The following is a 17,831-nucleotide window of genomic DNA, read 5'->3' as shown; positions in this document are numbered from 1 at the left end:
TTGCTGGGCTCGCGGGGCCCGGTGCGTGCTCTCGCAAGGCGGAGGAAGGAGTCCCTGCGGAGCAGCGGCGACTGACGACAACGCCGCGAGAGTGCGTGCCGGGCCCCGCGAGCCCAGCAAGATCCAAACGAAAGGCCCCAGGGCTTACGGGCGTTGTCGTCAGTCGCCGCTGCTCCGCAGGGACTCCTTCCTCCGCCTYGCGAGAGMDCGTGCCGGGCCCCGCGAGCCCAGCAAGATCCAAACGAAAGGCCCCAGGGCTTACGGGGCGTCCCCGCGGGAGGGGCTGCACCGAAAGGTCTCACTCCACGTTGATCTTGAATGTGGAGGTGGTGTTCCTGATGTCCTCGGCGTTGTCCTTCAGAGTGAGGTTCTTGAAGGTGGCCTCGCCGACGGCGGGGCCCTGTCCCTGTTCCGGCATCTCGTTGGCCCAGATGCCGAAACCGGACCTGTCGTCGAACTCGTCACCGGACTTGTGCGCGCCGAAGACCGTGACGTCGGACAGCACCGTGTCCTCGACCGGGTGCTGCGGCTGACCGCCCACGTAGTTGGTCTGGAACATGATGCCGTGGTAGGTCGGTTCTGTGATGTCGACGTCGTCCACCCGGATGGCGCGGAACGGCTTCGAGGCGGAGAACATCCAGACGCCGGGGAAGGTCTGCCCGTTCCAGAAGTGACCGCCGGCGCGCTCGACGCTGATGTTCTCCAGTCGCGTCGGGTCGGGGCCGAAGCCGTTCATCGGGTAGCCGAAGTCCAGCGAGGAGACGGTGATGCCGGAGTAGACCAGAGTGTCGGCGACGTGGATGTCGCGGAAGGTGTTGAGGTGGCCGCCGTAGACCGCCACGCCTGCCGCCCGCCAGGTGAGCTTGCTGGTGAGTTTCTCGTAGACGTTGTTCTTCTGGTCGGTGCCGCCCGCGTCGGTGGAGGAGAACAGCGCGAACGAGTCGTCCCCGGTGGCGCGCGCCTCGTTGTTGGTGACCAGGTTGTCGGTGGACCCGTTGGTCATGTTGAGGCCGTCGGCGAAGGTGTTGCGGATGCGGTTGTCCTTCAGCGTCATCCGGTCCGTGTTCGCACCCCAGTAGAGGCACACCATGTGCTCGGCCCAGATGTTCTCGATCGTGATGCCGGAGACGTCCCGGAAGTCGAACACCTTGCCGGGGCCGTCGATGCGGGAGGTGTAGTTGCCGAAGTACGCGAAGCCGGAGAACGTCGAACCGTTGGCGCCCTGGTCGGCGCGGAAGCCGATGTCGGTGTTCTGCTGCCCGGACGGTGCGTGGAAGCGGGTGAACCACGGACCGGCTCCGATCACCTTGACCGGCTTGCCGTAGACCTGGAACTTGCTGGAGGTCTCGTAGTCGCCCGGCGGCAGGTAGACGCCCTGGATCTTCCCCGTGGTGTCCATCCGTGCCGTGTCCAGGGCGTTCTGTACGTCCTGGTGACCGGTGCCGGCCGGCTCGACGAACGCGTCCGGGTCCGGGTTGGGTGCGGCCGTGGCCTTCTCGAAGTCGACGAAGTCGATCGCGTACCTGGAGGTGTTGCCGCCGTCCTTCTGCAGCCTGATCTTCGCGCCTGCCGGGACGGTGCGGCCCAGATCGAGGTGCGCCTCGTCGTAGATGTGCCGCGGCGGGCCCGCGTTCGGGTCGTTCACGGGCGCCGCTTCGGGCCCGTACAGCCACGCGTACGCGGAGGTCAGACCGAACGGCTCGGTCTTCTCCCCGTCGACGTAGACGTTGAGCGTGGCGTCCGTGCCGTCCGGTATGGAGAACCTGGTGACCAGGGTGTTGGTCTCCACCGGTGCGGTGAACTCCACGTACTGGCCGGTCTCCTCCAGCGTCACGGCCTTCCGTCCCGACGCCTCTCCCGCCAGGTCGCCGATCTTCCGGTTGGGCCCGATGACCTGTGCGCCGCCGCCGGTGGTGCCGGCTTCGGCCTCGACGGTGGTGTATGGCATCCGGGCACCGCGCCCTGCCTCGGCTCGCTCGGCCTGCTCGGTGCCGGTTCGCGCCAAGGCGGCACCGCTCTTGGGCGGTGTGAAGGCGGCCTCGGCGCGCGCGGCGGTCCCGGCGGGAACGGTGCGGGTGACGGCATGGCTGTCAGGTGACTGGTTCCCGGCCGCGTCCCTGGCCCGTACCGCGTAGGTGACCTTCTTCTCGCGCGGCCCCGGAGCGGCGGTGTCCTTCCAGCGCAGCGTCTTCGCCGGGAGGCTGGCGCGCAGCTCGCCGTTCGCGTACACGTCGTACCCGGTGGCTCCCGCGGTGTGCTGCCAGCTGAGCGTGGTGCCCTTCAGCGCCGTCTCGGCCGGGGCCGCGGGCGGGGCGGTGTCGCCGGAGCGCGCCGCGTGGACCGCGAGCTCCGACACCTTCTCGGCACCGGTGACGCGCAGGTAGCGGACCGCCGCGCCGTGCAGCGTGAAGGTGACCTTCCCTGTGCGGGCCGTGAGGCCGGACAGCTCGCTGAAGTCCTCGCCGTTGGCCGAGCCCTCGAGGCGTACGGTCCGGTCCGCGCCGGGCAGCCGGACCTCGGCCCGGTCCAGGCGTCGGGTCGCGCCCAGGTCCGCCGTGACCCAGCCCTTGCTGCTGCCTTTTGCGTACGTGTCAGGGTCGCCGTCCTGAACGCGTGCCGTGCCCTGCCCGGTGAGGCGCAGCGGGAGGGGGTCGGAGCCGCTGGCCGCGTGGACCGGCACCATCTGCCAGCTGGTCAGCAACAGGCCGGTGCCGAGCGTGGCCGCCAGCGCTGACCGCCACGCTCTGCCGCTCAATCGTGTCGTGCGCATGACATTTTCTTCTTCGTGGGGGTCGCGGCCCGGCCGCGGGCGCTCAGGCCCGCAGCCAGACCGCCGTGTCCCGCGGCAGCAGCCCCCGCGGGGACAAAGGGCCGCTCGCCAGCAGGAGTTCGGTGTCCGAGGGCAGCACCACCTCGTCGGGGCCGAAGTTGACCAGACAGATCCAGGTGACGCCGTCCCGCTCCGCGGTGCGGGCGAAGGAGAGCACCCCCGGCTCGTCCGCGCGCAGCCGACGCAGCGGTCCCGCGTCGCCGAAGGAGCGCCGCAGCCGCAGGGCCGTGCGGTAGAGGGAGAGCATCGAGTCCGGGTCGTACGCCTGCCGCTCGGCGGCGTACCGGGCCCAGTCCGGCGGCGCGGGCAGCCAGCTCCGCTCGGGGGCACCCTCCCAGGGCAGCGGTACCCGGCAGCCGTCCCGGCCGGGGTCGATCCCGCCGGAGCGGGCGTGCATCGGATCCTGGATCAGCTCCCGGGGGATCTCCACCTCGGGCAGCCCCAGCTCCTCACCCTGGTACAGGTAGACGGCGCCGGGCAGCGCCAGGGTGAGCAGCGCTGCCGCCCGCGCCCGCCGCGTACCGAGCGCCAGGTCGGTGGGGACCGAGAAGCGCTTCCGTTCGAAGGCGAAGCCGGTGTCCTCGGCCCGCCCGTAGCGGGTGACCGTGCGGGTCACGTCGTGGTTGGCCAGCACCCAGGTGGCCGGCGCGCCGACCGGGGCGTGCGTGGCCAGAGTGAGCTCGATCGACTCCCACAGCTGCGCCGGGTCCCATGGGCGGGAGAGGAAGTCGAAGTTGAAGGCGGTGTGCAGCTCGTCAGGGCGCAGGTAGCGGGCGAACCGTTCGGCGTCGGGCAGCCAGATCTCCCCGATCAGCGCCGCACCGTACTCCTCGGCGATCCTCCGCCAGGAGCGGTAGATGTCGTGCAGCTCAGGCCGGTCGTGGAAGGGGTGCGGGCGGTCCGGGTCGGTCGAGGGCAGCCCGTCGGCCTTCGCCAGGAGCGCGGCGGAGTCGATCCGCACCCCTGCCGCGCCGCGTTCGAACCAGAACCGCAACACCTCCTCGTGCTCCTTGCGCACCTGCGGGTGGTTCCAGTTGAGGTCGGGCTGCTCGGGCGCGAAAAGGTGCAGATACCACTCGCCGTCCTCGGTCCGGGACCACGGCACCCCGCCGAACTCCCCCACCCAGTTGTTGGGCGGCTGGGGCGAGTACGGCCGGAAGTGGAACAGCTCGCGCTCGGGGGATCCGGGCCCCGCGGCCAGCGCGGCCTTGAACCACTCGTGCTGGTCGGAGACGTGGTTCGGGACGACGTCCACGATGCAGCGCATCCCCAGCTCGCCGGCCTCGGCGATCAGCTTCTCGGCCTCGTCGAGGGTGCCGAAGGCCGGGTCGATGGCGCGGTAGTCGGCGATGTCGTAACCGCCGTCGGCGAGCGGCGAGAGGTACCACGGGGTGAACCAGAGCGCGTCCACGCCCAGCTCGGCCAGGTAGGGCAGCCGGGAGCGCACGCCGTCCAGATCGCCTGTGCCATCCCCGTTCCCGTCCGCGAAGGAACGCACGTACACCTGGTAGATGGCAGCACTGCGCCACCACTCCGTCCGTGACAAGAGGGAGTCCTTTCGAGGGAGATGCTTGAGCCGCCTGGCGCGGGGCCGGGCCCGGCGGCCGGGTCAGCCCTTGAGGCTGCCGGCGCCCAGCCCGGCGATGATCTGGCGCTGGAAGACCAGGAACAGCGCGATCAGCGGCAGCGAGGCCATCACGAGTCCGGCGACCAGGCTGTTGAGCGGGGTGTCCTGGGCCACCCGTTGCAGGAACACGCTCAGCGGCTGCCGCGCGGGGTCGGGCAGCACCAGCAAAGGCCAGAGGAAGTCCTTCCAGGCCGTGACGATGGACAGGAGGGAGACGACGGCGAGGATCGGCCGGGACAGCGGGAGGACCACGCGCCACATGGTGCGCAGCGGGCCCGCGCCGTCGATCTTCGCGGCGTCCAGCAGTTCGTCGGGGATGCGGTCGAAGAAGTTCTTCAGGATGTAGATGTTGAAGGCGTTGGCTGCGGCGGGCAGCCAGACCGCGCTCGGGCTGTTGATCAGGTTCCGGTTGAACAGGGGGACGTCCACGACGGTGAGGTAGACCGGCACCAGCAGCGCGGTGGCGGGCATCATCAAGGTCAGCAGCATCAGCCCGAGGACCACGTTGCCGAACCGGGGACGGAGTTTCGAGAGTGCGTACGCGGCCGGCACCTGCACCGCCAGTTGCACCAGCCAGGCCCCGCCGGCGAGCACGACCGTGTTCAGGAAGTAGCGGGCCAGGTCCATCTCCCGCCACGCCTTGGCGTAGTTCTCCGGGTGCCAGGTCTGCGGCACGTACGTGGGCGGGTTCCGCGCCAGTTCGGAGGGCGACTTCATGGCACCGGTCGCCGCCCAGTACAGCGGCACGATGAAGGCCACCGTGAACAGCACCAGCGAGACGGCGAGAACCGACCAGTAGATCATCCGGCCCCTGCGGGTCCGCAGGACCGCGGGGCGTACGAGAGTGCGCATGGAGGCGGACATCAGGTCACTCCTTGGAACCGCGGGTGACCCGCAGATAGAGGGCGGAGAAGGCGCCCAGGAAGAGCAGAAGCAGCAGGCTCAGCGCGCTGGCGGTCCCGAAGTCGTTGTAGACGAAGGCGTAGCGGTAGACCAGGAACATCACGGTCACCGTGGAGTCCTGCGGGCCGCCGCCTGTCATCACGTACGGCTCGGTGAACACCTGCATCGTCGCGACGATCTGGAGCAGCAGCAGGACCAGGAGCACGAACCTGGTCTGCGGGACGGTGACGTGGCGCAGCCGCTGCCACAGGTTGGCGCCGTCGAGCTCCGCCGCCTCGTACAGCTCACCGGGGATGGTCTGGAGCGCGGCCAGGTAGATCAGCGTCGTGGTGCCCATGTTGGCCCAGGTCGTGACGAGGACCAGGGAGAGCAGGGAGGTGGAGGAGGAGTCCAGCCAGGCCGAGGTCGGCAGGTGCACCGTGCGGAGAATCTCGTTGAGCAGCCCAGGGCCCGGGTCGTAGAACCACTTCCACATCAGCGCCACCACCACCGGCGGCAGCATCACCGGCAGGTAGACCAGAATCCGGAAGTACGCCCTCGCGTGCCGGAACTCGTTGAGCAGCACCGCCGTCAGGAACGGTACCGCGAACCCCAGCACCAGCGCGTACAGCGTGAACAGCGCCGTGTTCTTCCAAGCCGTCAGGAACAGCGGGTCGTGGAACAGCTTGTCGAAGTTGGCGAAGCCGGCCCAGGTGTTCCCCGTCGCGAAATTCACGTGCTGGAAGCCGAGAGTTATGTTGCGGACGATCGGCCACCAGGAGAACAGCGCGAAGATCACCAGGGCGGCACTGAGGAAGCCGTACGCCGTCATGTGCTCGCGCAGTGAGCGGCGACGGGCGCCCCGCCGCTTCGGCGCTGCGGGCGGCGACGGCGAGAGCGTGACCGCCCGCCGAGGAGGCGTCTTCAGCGAGGTGCTCATCAGGAGGCGCTGTAGATCGCGTCGACCTTCTTCTCGGCATCGTCGAGAAGCCTGTCGATGTCGGCGTCCTTCTGGGTCAGGACGGCCTGCATGACCGAGTCGAGCACCGCGTAGACCTCCTGGGCCTTCGGTGGCTCGATCACGCCCGGCACGTTGGGCGCGGCCTGCATGAAGGACTCGTAGTTGTCCGTCGGCACGTTGGCGTTCTTCTTCTTGATCTGCTCGACCTGCTCGCGGACCGAGCCCTTCCAGATGTCCGGCGTGGGCGGCATGGGCAGCCCGACCGGAAGTTCGTCCTTCACGTGGTCGGCGACGTTCTGCTCGATCAGGGAGGGGTTGAGGAACTTCCACTGGAGCCACTTGACCCCGGCCTTGACCTGTTCCGGTGACGCCTTGGGGTTGATCATGTACCCCTCCCCGCCGAGCAGCGTGGACTTCGCGTCCGGCACCGGAGCCAGGCCGTAGTCCTCGTACTCCCCACCGAACTGCTTGGCGATGACGCTGATGTTGTCGGCCGCCGAGAGGTACATGCCGAGCCTGCCCGAACCCATCATCCGCTGCACGTCCTCGGCCTGGAGCAGCTGCTTGCTGCCCATCGAGTCGTCCTTGAAGCGCATGTCGTGCAGATCCTGGAGAGTGGCCCTGCCCTCCGCGGTGTTGAACGCCGCTTTCCACGTGCCGCCGTCCTCCTCAGCGACCCGGCCGCCGCGCGAGTACAGCTCAGCGGTGTAGTGCCAGCCGCCCTGGTTGTTCTTGGAGAAGTCGGCGTAACCGACGGTGTTGTCGCCCAGTGCGGCGATCTTCTCGGCCGCCTTGCGCACGTCCGCCCAGGTCTTCGGCGGCTGGTCGGGGTCGAGACCGGCCTTCTCGAACAGTTTGCGGTTGTAGACCAGGCCCATCGAGTAGTTTGCCGTCGGGAGCCCGAACTGCCGGCCCTCGTCGTCCTGGAAGACCTTCATCAGCTGGTCCTGGACGTCCTCGCGGTGCGGCATGTCCCTGACGGCGTCCGTGATGTCCGCTGCCTGCCGCTTGTCGATCAGAGCCCGGGTGTCGGTGAAGTAGACGTAGAAGACGTCCTCGAGCTTGCCGCCGGCCAGCTTCGCGTTGAAGGTCTTCGGATCCATGAACCCCTCGTGGGGCACGATGTCGATGTCCGGGTTGGCCTTCTCGAACTGCCTGACGTGCTTGTCGAAGAGCTTGCGCTCGAACGCCTGGGTCTTGGGCGGCTGTCCGTTGACGTCGAGCCTCACCCTGCCACCGGACTCCGTGTCCGCGCTGTCGCTGCTGGTACCGCAAGCGGCCAGGGCGGACAGCGCGAGAACGGTCACGGTGGCGAGCCCGAGCGTACGGCTTCTCGCGATTGGCATCGGTGGACCCCTTCCGGGCGGTGATCAGCGGCTCAGTGGTGCGCTGTGCGCGCGGCGTGGGAGCGGCCCCACGGGCACGACTCCGCCGCGAGGCCCTGGGCGCCGGGCGTGGCGCTCACTCAACCACCGGGGTCAACGGAGCGCAATATCCCGCGCGTTTATTGCAAAAAGCCGATAGCGTCGGCGATGGCGAGGAGGACACCGCCGGGCCACACGACGAACAGCCCTGCGTCCCAGTCGGGACGCAGGGCTTCGGAGAGGGTGTGACCTGGTGCGGAGACGCCGTGGGACGCGCGACCCGCCAGGTTCGGAGGGCTGTCGCGTCAGTCCTGCGGAGCGGGCCCGGTGGAAGCGCGCACAACCAGCTCCGGCTCGAAGAGGATCTCGTCGCGGACGACTTCCTTCCCGTCGAGCTGGGCGGTGAGCAGCTGGACCGCGGCGCGCCCCATCGCGTCGATGGGCTGCCGGATGGTGGAGAGCGGAGGGTCGGTGACGGCCATCAGAGGCGAGTCGTCGTAGCCCACCACGGACACGTCCCCGGGGACCGAGAGCCCGCGCCTGCGGGCGGCCCGCACCGCGCCCAGAGCGATGATGTCGCTGGCGCAGACGATGCCGGTGACACCGGCGTCCAGCAGCCGGGCGGCGGCTGCCTGACCGCCCTCCATCGAGTACATGCCGCGCACCGCGAACGCCTCGGGCAACTCTGCGCCCGCCACCTGCGCCGCGGCCTTCCCGGCCGCCAGCTTGCGCCGGGAGGGGACGTGGTCGGAGGGCCCGAGCGCCAGCCCGATCCGCTGGTGTCCGAGCGAACTCAGGTGCCGCCAGGCCTGCTCCACCGCCACCGCGTCGTCGGTGGAGACGCAGGGGAAGTCCAGCCCCGGAATGGGCGCGTTGACCAGCACCACCGGCAGCCGGCGCTCGTGCAGCAGCCTGTAGTGCTCGTGCGGGGCGTCCTCCTGCGCGTACAGTCCGCCGGCGAACACCACGCCGGAGACCTGCTGCTGGAGCAGCAACTCCACATAGTCGGTCTCCTGGATGCCGCCCGGGGTCTGGGTGCACAGCACCGGGGTCAGTCCGCGCTGCGCGAGCGCGCCGCCGACGACCTCGGCGAAGGCCGGGAAGATCGGGTTCGTCAGCTCAGGCAGCACCAGGCCGATCAACTGGGCGCGCTCCCCGCGCAGCTGTGTCGGGCGCTCGTATCCCAGTACGTCCAGCGCCGTCAGAACGGCCTGCCGCGTCCCCTGAGAGACCCCGGGTTTCCCGTTGAGCACCCGGCTGACCGTGGCCTCCGAGACACCCACCTTCTGCGCCACCTGCGCAAGTCGTCGCGTCATACACGCAACAGTAGCGCAAGTTTTGCAAGCGACTTGCGTGCTTCGGGCGAGCACGCGGGGAGCCCGGACGGCGGTCCGGCCTCGGCGTACGGCGGAACCGGACTTCGACCCCGTCGTCAGTCCTGCTGGTAGGCGAGGCCCTCTTCGTTGATGAGCACATGAGTCGCGTCGAGGGCAGCGGCGGCACGCGCGCGCTCCAGCAGCCAGACCAGCGAAGGGAGCGGAGCCAGCCCGAGGCGGTCGAGGAGTTCGGCGCGCATTCCGGGCAGGTCTTCGAGCCCGGCGGCCTCGATGTACTCCGCGTCGTCCTCGTCACGCAGGGCCCGGAGCGCCCGTTCGTCCATCTGCCGCCCCTCCCTCTCCCAGTACAGCGCCTCCCCGGAGCACGGCAGCCCGACCAACAGGAGAAGCGCCTCCCGCAGGCCGGTCCCGACCATTCCGGCGGAGCCCTCGGAGTCGGCGAAGAGCACGGGACGGTCCTCGCCGTCACCCTCACCGCAGAAGAAGTACGTACCGCCCCCGTGGTCCTTCGCGATCGGTTCGAGCGGGGCGCCGGAGGCCAACCGCACCGGTTCCACGTGCGTGAGGGGGCCATAAGCCCTCGCGAGGATGTCGAACTCGAACGGGAAAGAGGCCAGCTGGGCCGCCTCATGGTCCGCCTTGAGGCGGTCGAGCAGTGGTCGGGACGTCGCCATGCGACGGACCCTACAGGGGCCCCGCACAGGCGCTGTCGGCGCCGGCAGCGCCTGTGCGGGGACGGGGACGCGTGTGGGCCACGGCCCCTGCGCAGGCGTCACAGCGGGCACCGTCCTTCTACGTGGACTGCGGTGCCGCCACCGCCGGTGACGGCAGCCGGTCCGCGCCCTGGAACACGTGGGAGCAGGTGAACTCCCACACCTTCCAGCCGGGCGACTCGATCCTCCTCAAACGCGGCTCCACCTGCGAGGGCCAGCAGCTCTACCCCAAGGGGTCGGGGGCCGAAGGGCAGCCGATCACCGTCGACGCGTACGGCACCGGGGCCAAGCCCGAGCTCGCCGGCGCCGGTCAGGTGACCGACGCGGTCCGGCTCGCGGACCAGCAGTACTGGGAGATCAGCAACCTCGACATCTCCAACCAGGGCGACGCCGCCGCCACCCGGCGCGGTGTCCACATCACCCGCGCCGACTCCGGGACGGGGACGCACTACCGGCTCAGCGGACTGGACATCCACGACGTCAACGGCAACCAGACCAAGAAGGACGACGACGCCAGTGCGGGCATCCTCTTCGAGGTGCTCGGCCACACGAAAGCGACCCGGTTCGACGACGTCGCCATCCTGAACAACACGATCAAGACCGTCGACCGCTAGGGTATCCACTTCTGGACGCGCTGGATGCGGCGCCCGGAGTTGCAGAACCCCAACTGCGGCTCGACCTGCGGGTCCTGGACGCCGCAGACAGATGTGGTGATCCGCGGCAACTCCGTCTCCGACATCGGGGGCGACGCGATCGTGCCGCACCACACCGACGGCGCGCTCGTGGAGTACAACGAGGTCGACGGCTTCCGCGAGCGTGAACCCGCACACTGCGCCGCCGGAATCTGGGGCTGGAACACCGTGGACGCCCTGTACCAGCACAACGAGGTCAGCGGCGGCAAGACCACATGCGACGGCCAGGGCCTGGACATCGACGAGGCGAACACCCGCACCGTCTACCAGTACAACTACAGCCACGACAACGAGGGTGGCTTCATACTCCTGTGCAACGGCTCGGGTTCCACGTCGGCCGACAACGTCGTCCGCTACAACATCAGCCAGAACGACGGCGGGCAGCTCTTCGACATGGTCTGCGCGAAGACGACCAACACGCAGATCTACAACAACACCTTCCACCTCGCCGAGCCGGTCGATGTCATCAACAACGGCAACGGCTCCGCCGCCGCCAACGCGGCCTTCAGCAACAACATCTTCCATGTGGCCACGTCCGAGGCCGCCTACGTCGACACGGGCGGCTCGGCTTCGACTCCAACGTCTTCTACGGCAACCACCCGTCCGGTGAGCCCGCCGACCCGCACAAGGTGACGACGGACCCGAAGCTCGCCGCGCCCGGCACCGCGACCTCGCGCACCGACGCCGACGGCTACCGCCTCCAGGCCGGCTCGTCCGCACTCGCGAACGGCCGTGTCATCACCGGGCCCGGCAGCCGCGACTACTTCGGCAACCCGCTCGTGACCGGCTGCGTCCCCGCCGGGCCGTCGGCGTCGCGCACGCCCGGGTTCACAGCAGGCGCGGTACTCGCGCGTACGACGAGGCGCGGCTCCACCAGCGCGGGTGCGGGTACCGCCTCCGGTGCGGTGATGTACCGCAGCAGGTGAGCAACAGCGAGCTCCCCCATCTGCGCGAACGGCTGGGCGACGGTGGTCAGGGGCGGTGAGCAGTACTCCGCCAGTTCGATGTCGTCGACGCCGACCACGGAGACGTCGTCGGGGACGCGCCGGCCCAGCTCGTGCAGCGCCCTGATGACCCCGAAGGCCATCTCGTCGCTGGCCACGAAGATCGCGGTGACGTCGCGGATCCGCCCCAGGACCAGGCCGTTGCGGTGCCCGGACGCGGGTGACCAGTCGCCCTCCAGCGGTGGTGGCGCGGACCGGCCCGCCGCCGCGAGCGTCGCACGCCATCCGTCCCGGCGGCTGGCTGCCTCCAGCCACTCCTCGGGGCCCGCGATGTGCCAGACCGTCTCGTGGCCCAGGTCCAGCAGGTGCTGGGTGGCCAGGCGAGCCGCGAGGGACTGGTCGACGGCCACGACCTCGGTGGCGTCGGTGCGTGAACCGTCGATGGTGAGGGTGGGCGTGGCCCGGGTGAGCTGTTCGAGCCGCGGACTGCTGTGGATCAGCGGCACCGCCAGGATGATCCCCTCGACACCCTGATCGGTGAGCCGCGAGAGGGCGGCCTCGATGGCGGATGTGTCCAGCGAGGCGGTGGTCGCGGTGCTGACCGCGTAACCGGCGGCCTGGGCGGCGCGCTCGATGCCGGAGGTGACCGCCGCCCGCGTGTAGAAGCTGGTTCGCAGAGTCACCACGCCGAGCGTGCGGCTGCGGCCGGAGGAGAGCATACGGGCGGCGTTGTTGCGGCGGTAGTCGAGCTGTGCGACCGCCGCCAACACCTTCGCGCGCGTCTTGTCCTGCACGTTGGGGTGGTCGGAGAGCACGCGCGAGACCGTCTGCGCGGAGACTCCGGCGGCCCGGGCCACGTCCGTCATACTCGGCGGTCGCTTCCCGCCGTCGCTCTGCTTCGTCATGGTCCCCGCCTCGAAGCATTCCACCGATGATATCGCCAACATGGCCTGTCATCCGGGATCCTACAGCGCTCTGCCCACCCCGGAAAACGACCCTTGGCATCGATAACATTGTCTGCCATAGTTTCGGCCATCAGCGATCGGCCGCCCCAGGGCCCAGCTGGCATCTCATGCTGATCGTCGACCCGCGGAGGCCTCTCCTCCGCCCTGTCATGGCATCCAGGAGGAGCTGTGAAGCGGTCCACTGCCCGATGTGCCGGACTGGCGGGAGCTCTCGCCCTGGCCCTCACCGTCTCCGGGTGCACCGGGTCCGGTTCGGCCTCCGGAAAGGCATCGATAACATTCTGGGGCTGGGCTCCCGGGTACGACGACGCCGTCGCAGCGTTCAACAAGAGCCACCCGGACATCGTCGTCGACTACCAGTCGGTGCAGCCTGGCGCCAAGGGCGGCTACCAGAAGATGCTGAACGCCGTGAAGGCCGGCAACGCGCCCTGTCTGGCCCAGGTCGGGTACGAGACGATACCCAGCTTCGCGACCCAGGGCGCCTTGGAGAACGTCGCCGAGTACGCGTCCGCGGACAAGGACGACTACGTGGACGCCGCCTGGCAGTCGGTGACGCTGGCCGGCAACGTCTACGGCGCCCCCGTCGACACCGGCCCCATGGCGCTGTTCTACAACAAGAAGGTCTTCGACTCGCTCGACCTCGAACCCCCGAAGACCTGGGCCGCGTACAGGTCGGCGGCGAAGAAGATCCACGCCTCGGACCCGAAGCGCTACATCTCCTCGCCCTACATGGACTACGACTACGCGGGACTCGCCTGGCAGGCAGGCGCCAAGTGGTTCGGGACCGAGAACGACTCCTGGCAGACGACCATGGACTCGGCGGCGAACAAGAAGGTCGCGGACTACTGGCAGTCGCTCACGGACGACGGCCTGATCAGCAGTGCGCCGATGTACGACCAGGCCTGGTACACCGGGCTCGGCAACGGCGACATCGCCACGGTCGTCGGCGCCGTGTGGCAGGCCGGGACCATCAAGGGCGGGGTGAAGAAGGCGTCCGGTGACTGGGCCGTCGCGCCGATGCCCCAGTGGACCGAGGGCGAGCAGCGGGTCGGCAACTCGGGCGGATCCGCCACCGCCGTCCTCAAGGGGTGCGACGACTCGGAGGCGGCCTGGGAGTTCGCCCACTGGATGAGTACCGACAAGAAGGCGTTCGGCGGCCTTGTCGACGAGGCAGCCCTGTACCCCGCCGCCACCGACCTGCTCGACCTGCCGCAACTGAAGGCCGACCCGTACTTCGGCGGCCAGAACATCTACAAGGTGTTCGCCAACGCCTCCCCGCACGTCGACCCCGACTGGACGTGGGGCCCGCTGATGACCAAGACGTCGACCGACCTCAACGACGGCCTCGGCAAGGCGTGGGTGGGCAAGGGGAGCATTGCCGGCGCGCTGCGCACCGCGCAGGACAAGACCCGCTCGGAGATGAAGAAACAGGGCCTCTCGGTCTCGGACTAGGCACCCGGTTGCGGCGGGGGGGGGCGGGGCGGAGGCCCCGGGGCCGGGCCCGCACCCCGGCGCATCCGCTCTCGTCGCCTCACCGTCCGCGCGAGTCCGCCGGCCGTCTCAGACCGGCGCGTTGACGCTGACGCACCGACGCGCTGTCGCCGGCACGTTGACGCCGACGCACCGACGCATCCACGCGCTGTCGCTGACGCGTCGACGCCGACGCGCTGTCGCTGTCGCTGACGCGCTTGCCGACGCCGGTCGCCCGGTCCTCCGTCCCGACACCCATCAGTCCGCAGCTTCCAGATAAGGAAGACCGACCGTGACTCACCTCGCCGCCCCGGTCAGAGCCGGCGCCCCCCGAGGCTCCGACGGCACCTCGCCGCCGGGCCGCAGCCGCCGTCCGGGAACCCGGCCGTCGCCACCACGCGCGCGCCGGCTGAGACCGCTGCTGTTCTGCGCCCCGTTCATCGTGCTGTTCGCCGGCATGTATCTGGCGCCCATCGCCTACGCGGCCGTCAGCAGCCTGTTCGCGCTGCACCGCACCGGGCTCGGACTCACCGCGCCCACCGCCGAGTTCGACCCGCTCAGCAACTACACCCAAGCTCTCCAGGACGACGCGTTCACCTCCTCGCTCGGCCGGGTCGCGCTGTTCGGCGTCGTCCAGGTGCCCGTGATGCTGGGCCTCGCCCTGGTACTGGCCCTGCTGTTCGACGCCAAGTCCGCGCGGGGCAGAGGCTTCTTCCGGCTCTCCAGTTTCCTCCCGTACGCCATCCCGGGGGTGAGCGCCGCGCTCGTGTGGTCGTTCATGTACTCCTCGCAGTCGAGTCCGATCAACCGGCTGCTGGAGCCTCTCGGCACGGCCGTCCCCTTCTTCGACGAGGATCTGGCCCTGTGGTCCGTGGCCAACATCGTCACCTGGAGCTGGGCCGGCTATAACGCCATCATCATCTACTCCGCCCTCCAATCGATCCCCTCCGAGGTGCTGGAAGCCGCACGGATGGACGGCGCCTCGGCCATCCGGATCGCCTGGAGCATCAAGATCCCGGCCGTACGCGGCGCGCTGGTGCTCACCACCGTGTTCTCCATCATCGGCTCGGCCCAGCTGTTCAACGAGCCGACCGTGCTCCAGCCCGTCTCGGGAGGGTCCATCTCCTCCACCTTCACCCCCATCATGTCCGCGCAGAGCGCCGTGGCGGCGGGCAACCACCACTACGCGGCGGCCCAGTCCGTGCTGCTCGCGGTGGCGGTGGGCGTGGTGTCCTTCGCGTTCTTCAAGCTGACCGAGCGAAAGGGCCAGGCATGAGCACGGTGTCCGGGAAGCGGGTTCCGCTCAGACCACGGAGGGAGACCGCCCCCGTCAGCCGGGGTGCCGTCATGGGCCTGCTCGGCCTGTCCGCCCTGTACTTCCTGTTTCCGCTGTGGTGGCTCGTCGTGTCGGCGAGCAAGCCGTTCGGTGAGCAGTTCTCCGGCACGGGTCTGTGGTTCGACGGCTTCGGCCTGTTCGACAACATCGCGCGGCTCAGCAGCCAGGACGACGGCATCTTCTGGCGCTGGATGCTCAACAGCGTGCTGTACTGCGGAGTCGGTGCGCTGGTGGGTACGGCGCTGTCGGCGCTGACCGGCTACGCCCTCGCCAAGTACGACTTCCCCGGGCGCGGGGCGCTGTTCGGGACCATCCTGGCAGCCGTGCTGGTGCCCAAGGTGCTGTTCACGCTGCCGCTGTACCTGATGTTCTCCGGGATCCACCTGATCGACAATCCGCTCGCGGTGCTGCTCCCGAGCGTGGTCAGCCCGTTCGGCGTCTACCTGGCGCGGGTGTTCGCCGCGCAGACCGTGCCGGACGAGGTCCTGGAGTCCGGACGGCTCGACGGCGCCGGCGAGTTCAGGATCTTCCGCAGCATCGGCCTGCGCATGATGCTGCCGGCGCTGGTGACGATTTTCCTGTTCCAGCTCGTGGAGATCTGGAACAACTACCTGCTGCCCTCCATGGTGCTCGGCGACGACCGGCTGCAGCCGGTCACCGTCGGCCTGGTCGGCTGGAACGCCAGCCATGTCGCGGTGCCTCCGCCGCTGGTGGTCATCGGTTCGCTGGTGTCCGTCATCCCCCTCGTGATCGCCTTCCTCGCGCTCCAGCGGTTCTGGCGCGCGGGCATGACCGCCGGAGCCCTCAAGTGACCCCACCGACCACCCGGCCCGCCGCCTCGTCTGACGAGGGAGCGGCTGCCGTCCTGACGCACGCCGACGGCCGGTTCCTGCGTGGCGGCCGGCCGCACCGCGTGCTCTCCGGCTCGCTGCACTACTTCCGCGTCCACCCCGAGCACTGGGCGGACCGCCTGGACCGGCTGGCGGCACTCGGGCTCAACACAGTGGACACGTACATCCCGTGGAACTTCCACGAGCGCCACCCCGGGGACATCCGCTTCGACGGGTGGCGCGACCTGACGCGCTTCGCCCGGCTGGCCCAGCGGGCCGGACTGGACGTGATCGCGAGGCCGGGCCCCTATATCTGCGCCGAATGGGACAACGGCGGGCTGCCGCCCTGGCTCACCGGCACCCCGGGGATGCGCCCGCGCACGAGCCATCCGCCCTTCCTGGAAGCTGTCGGCCGCTGGTTCGACGCGCTCATCCCCAGGGTGGCCCAACTACAGGCCTCGAACGGCGGCCCCCTCGTCGCCGTGCAGATCGAGAACGAGTACGGAAGCTACGGAGACGACCAGGTCTACCTCCGCTGGGTCCGCGACGCCCTCGTCGACCGCGGTATCACCGAGCTTCTCTACACCGCCGACGGGCCCACCCCGCTGATGCTCGACGGCGGCACACTGCCCGGCGAGCTGGCGGCATCGACGTTCGGCTCACGGCCCGCCCAGGCCGCGGCACTGCTGAGGACGCGCCGCCCCGACGAGCCGTTCTTCTGCGCGGAGTTCTGGAACGGCTGGTTCGACCACTGGGGCGAGAAACACCATGTCCGCTCGACCGAGAGTGCCGCGGGCACCGTGCGCGACCTCCTCGACGCGGGCGGCTCCATCAGCCTGTACATGGCACACGGCGGCAGCAACTTCGGGCTGTGGGCCGGCGCCAACCACGACGGTGAGTCCTTCCAGCCGACCGTCACCAGCTACGACTCGGACGCGCCCGTGGCCGAACACGGCGCGCTCACACCGAAGTTCCACGCGCTGCGCGAGACGATCGCCACCGTGCTCGGTGACGCGGCACCCCAGCGGCCACTGCCCGCCGACCCGCCCTTGCTGACGCCCAGGACACTGCCGGTGACCCGGCAGGCGGCCCTGCTGGAGGCGTTGTATGCGACCGCGGAACCGGTGCGTGCACCGTCACCGCTCAGCTTCGAGGAACTCCGGCAGTCCGCAGGGCTGGTGCTCTACACGGCTCATCCTCTGCTGCCCCGCGGCCGGCAGGAGGTGACCGTGACGGGGCTGCACGACCGCGCCCAGGTCTTCCTCGACGGAGTACCCACGGCCGTGCTCGACCGCGAGACGGCCTCCTTCACGGTGGACGGCGCGGGACAGCGGGCCCGGCTGGAGCTACTGGTGGAGAACCAGGGGCGGATCAACTACGGGCCGCTTCTGGGCCAGGGCAAGGGCATTCTCGGCGGGGTACGGGTGGAACGCCGGCTCGTGCACGGGTGGTCCATGCGCCGGTTCCCGCTGGACGAGTGGACACCGCGGGAGACGGCCCGCGCCGCCTCGGCCGCCGCGCCCGGCGGTACGGCTGGTTTCGCCCACGCCCACCTCGACCTCGTCGAACCCGCCGACACCTTCCTCGCCCTGCCCGGCTTCGCCAAGGGATTCGTCTGGGTCAACGACACGCTGCTCGGGCGCTACTGGGAGGTGGGTCCCCAACGCACCCTCTACGTGCCAGGACCTCTCCTGCGCGCCGGCGCCAACCGGTTCACCGTCTTGGAGCTCGAACGGTTCGGCGAACACGTCGCCCTCCTCGACCGGCCAGAGCTGGGGCCGACAGAGCAGTACGTCGAAACCTTCGACTGACGAGCGGCCGTCACGGCCTCGGCTGACGAGCGGCGGTCACGCAACACGTCGCGCCCGCTGCCCCTCCCC

13 protein-coding genes and 1 pseudogene are annotated in these 17,831 nt (G+C 69.6%); 6 read left to right on the top strand and 8 right to left on the bottom strand.

Features of this window, described 5'->3' with window-relative positions; translation table 11 throughout:
- Positions 1–298: 298 nt before the first annotated feature.
- From AB8Z75_RS15420 to AB8Z75_RS15390, 7 genes and pseudogenes are all read right to left on the bottom strand, one after another.
- A pseudogene (locus AB8Z75_RS15420) lies at positions 299–1,963 on the bottom strand (glycosyl hydrolase); the annotation flags it as partial.
- Between the two features lie 850 nt (positions 1,964–2,813).
- On the bottom strand, positions 2,814–4,376 hold the full coding sequence (locus AB8Z75_RS15415) for a glycoside hydrolase family 13 protein (RefSeq protein ID WP_369202236.1): 1,563 nt from the start codon (positions 4,374–4,376) through the stop codon (positions 2,814–2,816).
- Positions 4,377–4,439: 63 nt separating this feature from the next.
- Complete coding sequence (locus tag AB8Z75_RS15410) at positions 4,440–5,321, bottom strand: carbohydrate ABC transporter permease (protein WP_369202234.1); 882 nt, start codon at positions 5,319–5,321, stop codon at positions 4,440–4,442.
- 4 nt (positions 5,322–5,325) lie between these two features.
- Positions 5,326–6,171, bottom strand: a complete 846-nt coding sequence (locus tag AB8Z75_RS15405) for a carbohydrate ABC transporter permease (RefSeq protein WP_369202238.1) — start codon at positions 6,169–6,171, stop codon at positions 5,326–5,328.
- Between the two features lie 107 nt (positions 6,172–6,278).
- Positions 6,279–7,646: an ABC transporter substrate-binding protein gene (locus tag AB8Z75_RS15400; protein ID WP_369202232.1), complete on the bottom strand. Its 1,368-nt coding sequence runs from the start codon at positions 7,644–7,646 to the stop codon at positions 6,279–6,281.
- A gap of 323 nt (positions 7,647–7,969) precedes the next feature.
- A complete protein-coding gene (locus AB8Z75_RS15395) occupies positions 7,970–8,980 on the bottom strand; it encodes a LacI family DNA-binding transcriptional regulator (RefSeq protein WP_369202230.1) in 1,011 nt (336 codons plus the stop codon).
- A 116-nt stretch (positions 8,981–9,096) separates the two neighbouring features.
- Positions 9,097–9,675 carry a hypothetical protein gene (locus AB8Z75_RS15390; RefSeq protein ID WP_369202228.1) on the bottom strand — a complete coding sequence of 193 codons (579 nt, stop codon included), beginning with the start codon at positions 9,673–9,675 and terminating at the stop codon, positions 9,097–9,099.
- A gap of 71 nt (positions 9,676–9,746) precedes the next feature.
- Between AB8Z75_RS15390 and AB8Z75_RS15385 the strand changes: the two genes are divergently transcribed.
- Together AB8Z75_RS15385 and AB8Z75_RS15380 are read left to right on the top strand one after the other, a co-directional pair.
- Positions 9,747–10,328 carry a hypothetical protein gene (locus tag AB8Z75_RS15385; protein ID WP_369202226.1) on the top strand — a complete coding sequence of 194 codons (582 nt, stop codon included), beginning with the start codon at positions 9,747–9,749 and terminating at the stop codon, positions 10,326–10,328.
- Between the two features lie 24 nt (positions 10,329–10,352).
- Complete coding sequence (locus tag AB8Z75_RS15380; protein ID WP_369202224.1) at positions 10,353–11,039, top strand: right-handed parallel beta-helix repeat-containing protein; 687 nt, start codon at positions 10,353–10,355, stop codon at positions 11,037–11,039.
- Between the two features lie 127 nt (positions 11,040–11,166).
- Here AB8Z75_RS15380 and AB8Z75_RS15375 read toward each other — a convergent pair whose 3' ends face one another.
- Positions 11,167–12,255, bottom strand: a complete 1,089-nt coding sequence (locus AB8Z75_RS15375; protein ID WP_369202222.1) for a LacI family DNA-binding transcriptional regulator — start codon at positions 12,253–12,255, stop codon at positions 11,167–11,169.
- A 228-nt stretch (positions 12,256–12,483) separates the two neighbouring features.
- On the opposite strand from AB8Z75_RS15375, the gene AB8Z75_RS15370 reads away from it, so the two are divergent.
- The 4 genes from AB8Z75_RS15370 to AB8Z75_RS15355 all read left to right on the top strand — a co-directional run bounded on the left by AB8Z75_RS15370 (position 12,484) and on the right by AB8Z75_RS15355 (position 17,762).
- Positions 12,484–13,767 (top strand): extracellular solute-binding protein, encoded by a 1,284-nt coding sequence (locus AB8Z75_RS15370; RefSeq protein WP_369202220.1) that lies wholly within the window; start codon positions 12,484–12,486, stop codon positions 13,765–13,767.
- Between the two features lie 310 nt (positions 13,768–14,077).
- Positions 14,078–15,061, top strand: coding sequence for a carbohydrate ABC transporter permease (locus AB8Z75_RS15365; protein WP_369202218.1), 984 nt, complete (start codon positions 14,078–14,080; stop codon positions 15,059–15,061).
- Positions 15,058–15,933, top strand: a complete 876-nt coding sequence (locus AB8Z75_RS15360; protein ID WP_369202216.1) for a carbohydrate ABC transporter permease — start codon at positions 15,058–15,060, stop codon at positions 15,931–15,933. The genes AB8Z75_RS15365 and AB8Z75_RS15360 overlap by 4 nt, the downstream gene beginning before the upstream one ends.
- A complete protein-coding gene (locus tag AB8Z75_RS15355) occupies positions 15,930–17,762 on the top strand; it encodes a beta-galactosidase family protein (RefSeq protein WP_369202214.1) in 1,833 nt (610 codons plus the stop codon). The genes AB8Z75_RS15360 and AB8Z75_RS15355 overlap by 4 nt, the downstream gene beginning before the upstream one ends.
- The last annotated feature ends 69 nt before the right edge of the window (positions 17,763–17,831 follow it).

The sequence above is a fragment of the Streptomyces sp. PU-14G genome (genome assembly GCF_041028275.1).
GTDB lineage: Bacteria > Actinomycetota > Actinomycetes > Streptomycetales > Streptomycetaceae > Streptomyces.
This window is presented reverse-complemented; position numbering and strand designations above follow the sequence as displayed.